Origin of the sequence: Nocardia sp. NPDC051570 (genome assembly GCF_044454005.1) — a bacterium.
In the GTDB taxonomy this organism is placed as follows: Bacteria; Actinomycetota; Actinomycetes; order Mycobacteriales; family Mycobacteriaceae; genus Nocardia.
The window spans coordinates 22,844-30,400 of sequence record NZ_JBITDI010000036.1; the positions used below are offsets into that span (position 1 = coordinate 22,844).

Sequence of the window (7,557 nt, forward strand, 5' to 3'; positions counted from 1 at the left end):
GAGGATCTACCGCAGACGGTCCTCGCACCCGACCGGGCCCGCCCCCGTCCAGACAACAAACGGGCGGGCCCGGCTCTGGGTTCGCCGATCGACTACCGCGTCGATCGTTCTTCTTCTGGATCTATGCCAGAATCCGCCGGGGCAGCCATCCGATTGCACGGATAAATCCAATCATGCTGCCGCTGAGCGGCATTCCTGTGCGGTTCACTGATCACTGAATTCGCTTTTCCCTGTCTATTCGAGATCCACTGGCGCAGCACAAGTGTGCGCATTGTTGGTGGATGTGCCCTGTATCGAGGAAGTCATGAAATTACGCGTCCGTGGCCAGAATTGGCTGCGTGTGCTGGCGTTACCGTTCGCGCGCGCTGTCGTGCTGGTTGTGACGGTGGCGCTGGGTGTTTCGTTGGTTCAGGCGATGGTGTCGCCGCCGGCGTCGGCGAAGCCGGCGAAGCCGCATCCGGTGCCGGTATTGAATCCGGCTGATGGCCCGAAGCCGTTGAAGCAGGCTCCGGAACCGGCCCAGCCGCAGGCTGATTTCACGCCGCTGTCCGGTGCTGCGGTGCCGCCGTCGGGTGTGCACGACGGGTTCGATCCGAAGACGTCGAAAGAGACGTCCCGGACGGAGAAATCGGTCACCTACACCAACAAGAACGGTTCGCACTCGGTGGTGTTGTCGCAGACCCCGGTGAGCGTGCGTAATGAGCACGGGGACTGGGTGGCGATGGACACCCGGGTAGTGAACAAGCCCGGCACCAAGACCGCGGGCGCAGTCCGCGACGGAGCCAGTAGCGTGTTCGCGGCGTTCGCCGATGATCCGGAACTGGTGCACCTCGACACGGGTAGTGCGCCGGTGACGTTGGCGCTCGATGGTGCGAAGAAGGCGCTGGGCAAGATGTCGGGGTCGACGGTGTCGTATCCCGATGCGTTGCCCGGCCAGGACTTGCAATACACGGTGGAGCCGGGTGCGGTCAAAGAAGCGGTGATCGTCAAGGACGCCAAGGCTGTTGGTGAGGGCCGCTGGGTGTTCACGATGAAGCTCGGCAACGGTTTGACTCCGCAGCCCAAGGGGAGCGCGATTGTCATCACCGATGCCCAGGGCGCGCAGGTAGCGGCACTGCCGCCGATCGAGGTCTTCGATTCGGCCAATAAGAACGCGAAGGACAAGAAGTCGACCGCCGCCCGTACCGGCGGCAAGTACATCCTTGCGCGGAAGGGTGATGCGTGGTCGTTGACGGTGTCGGTGGACAAGAAGTGGTTGACTGACACCAAGCGGGTCTTCCCGATCACCGTCGACCCGACCTACACCTACGGGTTCGGCAACACCGCCGAGACGCGCGCGTACTCCTCCGACGGGGCACCCGAATGCGTCAACACCTGCGGGATCCAGGTCGGTAACTCCCGACCCAACAACGCGAATGTGTTCTGGCGTACGGGTTTCCGGTTCGATTTCTCGCCGCTGTTCGGTAAGAACGTGATCGGTGCCCGGATGGATTTACAGCGCACCGGCCAGGCCGGCACTTCGGCGCCGGTGACGTCGATCCTGTATCAGGCGTCGAATCCGTTGGGCTACAAGGCCACCGGGCAACAGCTGGCGTCGGTGTCGTTGGGTGACGCAGGGTCGATGGCGTCGTCGGTGTTGACGAGTTATATCGCCGACCGGGTGACGGCGAAGGACAACAACGCCTGGTTCCTGTTGTCGGGTGGGGAGACCGATGACGTCTCGTTGAAGGCGTTGCAGGCCAGCCTGATCGTCGACTATGGCACCGCGCCACCGGCGACCACTCTGGCCAGTCCGGCCGACGAGAGCGTGATCGCCACGTCCACACCGACATTGACCGTCAACTCGGTGAGCAATCCGTCCGGTGACGGCACCCTGTACTGCTTCAAGGTGTCGACCGGATTCGACGGCCGCTCCGGCTCGGTGGTCGACTCGGGCTGTCTGAAGGATCCGACCTGGACGGTGCCCAAGAACGTCCTGCATGACGGTGGCAAGTACACCTGGACCGCACTGACCGCCCTCGCCGGTGGTGTCACCACGACAACCCCGCAATGGGTCGGACATTTCACCATCAATAAGCGCATGGGCGGCAACACGACATCACCGATGGACGAGGCCGGCCCGCTGAGGGTGAATCTGTTCAACGGCAACGTCTACACCGACGGTGGCGGGCCGAAGTTCACCTCGGTCGGCGGCGAGTCGGGTATCACGCTGGCCTACAACTCTCGCGCCGGTGAGGCGCGTGGAGTGCGCGCCTCGTATTTCAACGACTCCAAGCACACGGGGACCGCTGATGACGTGCCGGTATTGGTGCGCACCGAGCCGCAAGTGAATCTGGACTGGGGCAACTGGGGCAGCCAGAATCCGGACAACTTTCCGTGGCGGGAGAACCCGGTTCCGCCGGGGTTGAACAAGGACTGGTTCGTGATCCGGTGGGAGGGCCAGTTCAAGGCTCCGTTTACCGGTGACTACCGGTTCGACGGGATGCACGTCGAGGGCGCGCGGATCTGGGTCGGCGACAAGCTGGTCTATGACAACCCGACTTCGTCCGGTGTCGCTGACGACTTCTCCACCGCGAGCGCCAAGCAGGCCAACGAGGTGTCGCTGGCCGTGGGGCAGCGGGTCCCGGTCAAGGTCGAGCTGTATCACCACACGGCCACCGAGCAGCCGCGAATGGTGTTGTGGGTTAAAAGCACGGATAACAGCGGCCAGGGAGGCGCGCGCGCTCACAACCTGGCGCCGCAGGTCGCCAAGACGGAGTGGTGGTATTCGGCGGATCCGCCGCCGCTGCCGGGCGGCTGGACGCTGGGTGTGCAGGGCAGCGCGTACAGCAAGGCCGAAATGCTGGATGGGTCGGTGGTTCTCACCGACGCAACAGGCTCCAAACACACCTGGGCCAAGGCCTCTGCTGGTGGCTACACCCCGCCGGCCAATGAAGACGGCGTCCTCGCTGTCGACGGGTTCGGCAAGATCTCGGTCACCGCGGGTGACGTCGTGTCGGTGTTCAATGCCGATGGCACTCTTGCGACTGTGTCCTCGGTGCTGGATTCGAAGAAACCGGCTGCGCTGCAATACCTGTACAGCGGCACACCACCGCGGTTGACCCAGATCAAGGACCCGGTATCGGGGCGGTCACACACCCTGTACTACAACAGCGACAACAGCGACAACTGTTACGACGGTGCCCCGAAACCGCCGGGGGCGATCAAGGGCTCGAGCAAGACAACCGGTGCCGTGGGTAGTGCGCCCGCGCAGATGCTGTGCCGCATCAAGTATTGGGACGGTAGGGAAACCCGGCTGTGGTATTCCACCGCCCAAACGTTGGACCGCATCGAGAACCCCGGCGCGGAAACCCACGACTACTCCTACAGCGGTGAAGAAGACGCCCAGGCCTACGTCGCGCAGTACGGCCTGAACAGCGTCCAGGGACAGCGTGGAATCGACGGTATCGGTCCGATCAGCCAGCTGCGCACAAGCCTGGCCTACGACTGGCTGGCTCGACAGCCGTCCAATCCAAATAACGACCGCGATCGCTATCAGATCGCGTACGACTCGTTCGTCGACACGTTCTCGCCGAAGGACCCACCGTCTCTGCGTCCGACCGACCTGAACGACCCTTCTCCCACCGGCCTCGGCGATCGCGCCATGCGCAGCTACGGATACACGTCGAAAAACAAGACTTTTGTGTCCATGCGGTACGTCGGGGGCAAGATTGCGACTTTCGACGATACCGGTCGCGCGCTGACAGCGACTGATCCGGACAAGATAACTGCCACAGTCGAGTGGAATGCCAAGGACAAGCCCACCGGAGTCATCGATCCGACGGGCAAGCGCGCCACCAACATCTACGACCATGCCGATCGGCTGACCGACACTTACGGGCCCGCACCGGCCTCCTGTTTCAACGGCCAGGTGCCCACCGACGCGTGTGCAGGCACGACGCCCCACACCCATATCGGCTACGACGAGGGCCTCGTCGGACTCCAGGCCGCGTTGTACGACAACCCGTTCCTGTCGGGTGTGCCCGCGGTGTGGCAGACCGGTGTCGGCACCAATGACGGTGCCCTGTCCGGCAATTGGGGCGCCGCGCCGCCGGTACAGACCACCGGCGGCTGGTCGGGTCGATTCACCGGTGAACTCCAGTTCCCCGCCGCGGGTGAGTACAAGCTCGGTTTCACCGTCGTCGATGGCGTGCGGCTGTGGATCGATGACGTGCTGATCGTGGACAGTTGGACCGACAAGGCCGCTACCGCCGTCAGTGGGACCTACGCCAACAACGTGCCCGGTGCATGGCATCGAGTCCGCGTCGATTACTACAACCACAGCGGCAAGACCGGCGCACTGAACTTCAGCTGGGCACCGCCGGGTGACGGTCCCATGGTGGTTGTTCCAGGTAAGAACCTGGCACCCCGTTACGGATACGAGACGAGCAGGGTCGGCGACAGCTCTTCCGGCGGGAACGTCGAGCGCGCACCGGCGAAGAAGACAGCGACCGGTTATGCAGATCCTGCCAATGGGATAGATCCGGTGTTCGGGCTGGTGGTGTCGAAGACCAACGATCCGGACGGTGTGAACCTGGTCAGGCGCAACAGCTTCGAGAAACCCGGTCAGGGGTATCTGCGTCGGCTGGCGGAGGCATTGCCGGCCGGTGACATCACCAACCCCGACAAGCGCGGCACCTTCAGCTACTACGGGGCCGACGAAACCCGCGCGAACCCGTGCGATTCGAAATCCGCTGCGGTCAGTCAGGCCGGCATGGTCAAAACCCTTGCCGCGGCCAAGAATTCGGACGGCTCGGCCAACGTGGCCGAAAGCGTATACGACGCCGCAGGCCGAACGGTTGCCACCCGGATCAACAACGAGCCGTGGACGTGTACCAGCTACGACACCCGCAGCCGGGTAGTTAAGAAGGCTTTCCCGGCGATGGACGGTCAACCGGCCCGGACCGTCACCTACGACTACGCCGTGGACGGCGATCCGCTCACCCGGAAGATCAGCGACGAGAGCGGTTCGACCACCGCGGTGGTCGATCTGCTGGGGCAGGTTGTGTCCTACACCGACGCCAATGGTGTTGCCACTGCCACCAAGTACGACATCAATGGGCGAAAGACCAGCGCGACCACCACGGTCAAGGGCACGTCCTCGACCCTGAACTATCGCTGGTCCGACGGGTCTCGCCTGACAGGGCTGGATCTCGACGGAGCCACCGTCGCCACCCCTGCGTACGACGCAGGGGTCCTGCAGAGTGTCAGCTACGGGAACGGGTCGAATCTGGCGATCAGCTACAACGACGCCGCCTCGGCGGTTGCCCTGGCGTGGAAGACATCCGGCTCGACGGTCACCGACACGGTCATCCGCTCCAATGACCATCGCGTCACCGACGACAGGATCACCGACACCGCCAACCCTGACACCGCCTACAACTCGTCCTACACCTATGACGGAGTGGGCCGATTGGTGGCGGCCACGGTGCCACACCACCAGCTGACCTACGCCTTCGGCGGTGACGGCGGCTGCGGGCCGAACAAGAAGGCAGGATCGAATACCAACCGCACGGCGCTGTTCGACAGCTTCAACGGTGGGGCACCCACCAGCACTCTGTACTGCTACGACGACGCCGACCGGCTGATATCCACCGGTGGAGCCACCAAACTGTCCTTCGCCTACGACGTCTACGGCAACGCGATCAAGGTCGGCACCGATGCCCTCGGTTACGACTCCACCCGACGCCATGTGTCCACGACAACGGCCGACGGCCGTTCGGTCCAGTACACCCGCGATGTCACCGACCGCATCACGATGCGAGCGGTCAAGGACAACGACAAGCCAGCCCAGGTGACCCGCTACGGCTACGCCTCCGATTCCGGCGGCCCCGACTTGATCCTCGACGATTCCGGCACACTGCGCCAGCGCGTACTGAAACTGTCCGGCGGTGTCGTGCTCACCAAGAACTACGCCGGGAATCAAGCCAGTAGCAAGGGCTTCGACATCCCGGGTACCGGTGGACCCCGGAGCCAGATCCCGGGTGGTGGCGGGATTCCGGGACGCCCTGGCACCGGTGGACCGGGGAGTCAGATCCCGGGTGGTGGCGGGATTCCCGGACGCCCTGGCACCGGTGGGCCCGGAAACCAGAAACCGGGCGATGACAAAGAGAAAGCCCAGGCGACGAACTGGTCCTACCCCAACCTCCACGGAGACATCCTGTTCACCGCCGACGGCAGCGGTACCCGGACGGGTGCTATCCACCTGTACGACCCGTACGGCCAAAACATCGACCCGGCCACCGGTGCCTTCGGTGACATTCCGATCCCGGCTACCGCCGCGGGCGGCATGGACTTCGGATATCTCGGCCAGTACACCGTCCCGGTCGAACACCTCGCGAGCCAGCAAGCACTCGAGATGGGAGCCCGCACCTACCTGCCTGTGCTGGGACGGTTCCTACAGACCGACCCCGTCTCGGGGGGATCGGCCAACAATTACGACTACGTCAACGGCGACCCGATCAACACCCTCGACCTCAGTGGCGAAATACCTTTGGCGATCCCAGCGATCGTGGGGGCGATCCTCGCACCCGAAGTCGTCATTCCTGCGGCTGTTCTCGGTGCGGGCATGCTGGCCATCGCCTACGACCACGATCACAAGGACGACGTCAAACCGGCCCCGTCGACCAGCAAGGCACCCGACAAGCCAGCACCGGCCCAATCGGCACCGGCGGCAAACCCAGCCAAACCAGGGGACACCGATCCTAGTACGCCAGTGACGCGCCGCGGCCAGGGGGAAATGAATGTTGTCACGCCTAATAAGCCAGCAAACATAGGAGGCCGTGACTATACGGGCCATGCACTCGATCGCATGCAATCACGAGGGTTGACTCCGAGGGTTGTCGAAGACACCATCACGCATGGTACGAAGTCCCCTGGGAATACAGAGAACACCAGCAAATACACTAGTAAGGATAACGGTGTTTCAGCGGTGATCGATGATGCAACCGGGCGTGTGATTACAATATACTGACAGTATTGCACGTGATGAAAGGTGGAGGTCAATGACGTTCGATGGCGCGCCAACATTGGCGCTGCGCAGGAGGGTACATAGCGCTTTGGCTGCCTATAGAGATGGAACATACTCACTGCCGGAACTGATTGATGACCTGTCCATGCTCATAAATGAGATGGAGAATGATTCCGTTAACGCAATCAATTCTGAGTGGATTTCAGAATTCCGGCAACAATGGGGCACTCTTGAGGAGGTTTATGCAGTTGCGCTCGATCGAGGACAGTCATTGGACGCTCTTCCAGAGAAATCTGCGTCGGCGATAGACAGCGCGACAGCTCATATCGAGAATATGCTGAAATAGAATGGTGACCTCTGGCCTAGAGGCCGGCGCTGAGAGACTGCTCTTAGTCTGAGATTCTCTCCGGGTAGTGGCCATCTGACTCGCACCGTTTAGATCCGGGCGCGGAGTTCAGCGTCGGGGGGGGGGGGGCGGGGGGGGGGGGGGGCGGGCGGGCGGGGGGGGGGGGGGGGGGGGTCGTTGTCCTACAACACCACCACCCCCA

2 protein-coding genes are annotated in these 7,557 nt (G+C 63.0%); both read left to right on the top strand.

The genetic code is table 11. The annotated features are described in order from the left end of the window. Nucleotides 1-304: 304 nt before the first annotated feature. Nucleotides 305-7,012 carry a PA14 domain-containing protein gene (locus ACIA76_RS42335; RefSeq protein ID WP_397161044.1) on the top strand — a complete coding sequence of 2,236 codons (6,708 nt, stop codon included), beginning with the start codon at nucleotides 305-307 and terminating at the stop codon, nucleotides 7,010-7,012. A gap of 31 nt (nucleotides 7,013-7,043) precedes the next feature. Continuing rightward, nucleotides 7,044-7,355, top strand: a complete 312-nt coding sequence (locus ACIA76_RS42340; RefSeq protein WP_397161046.1) for a hypothetical protein — start codon at nucleotides 7,044-7,046, stop codon at nucleotides 7,353-7,355. Nucleotides 7,356-7,557: the final 202 nt, after the last annotated feature.

Excerpts from the sequence above, each read along its gene's own strand:
- ACIA76_RS42340 (WP_397161046.1), top strand. The coding sequence starts at position 7,044 with ATGACGTTCGATGGCGCGCCAACATTGGCGCTGCGCAGGAGGGTACAT.
- ACIA76_RS42335 (WP_397161044.1), top strand. The coding sequence starts at position 305 with ATGAAATTACGCGTCCGTGGCCAGAATTGGCTGCGTGTGCTGGCGTTA.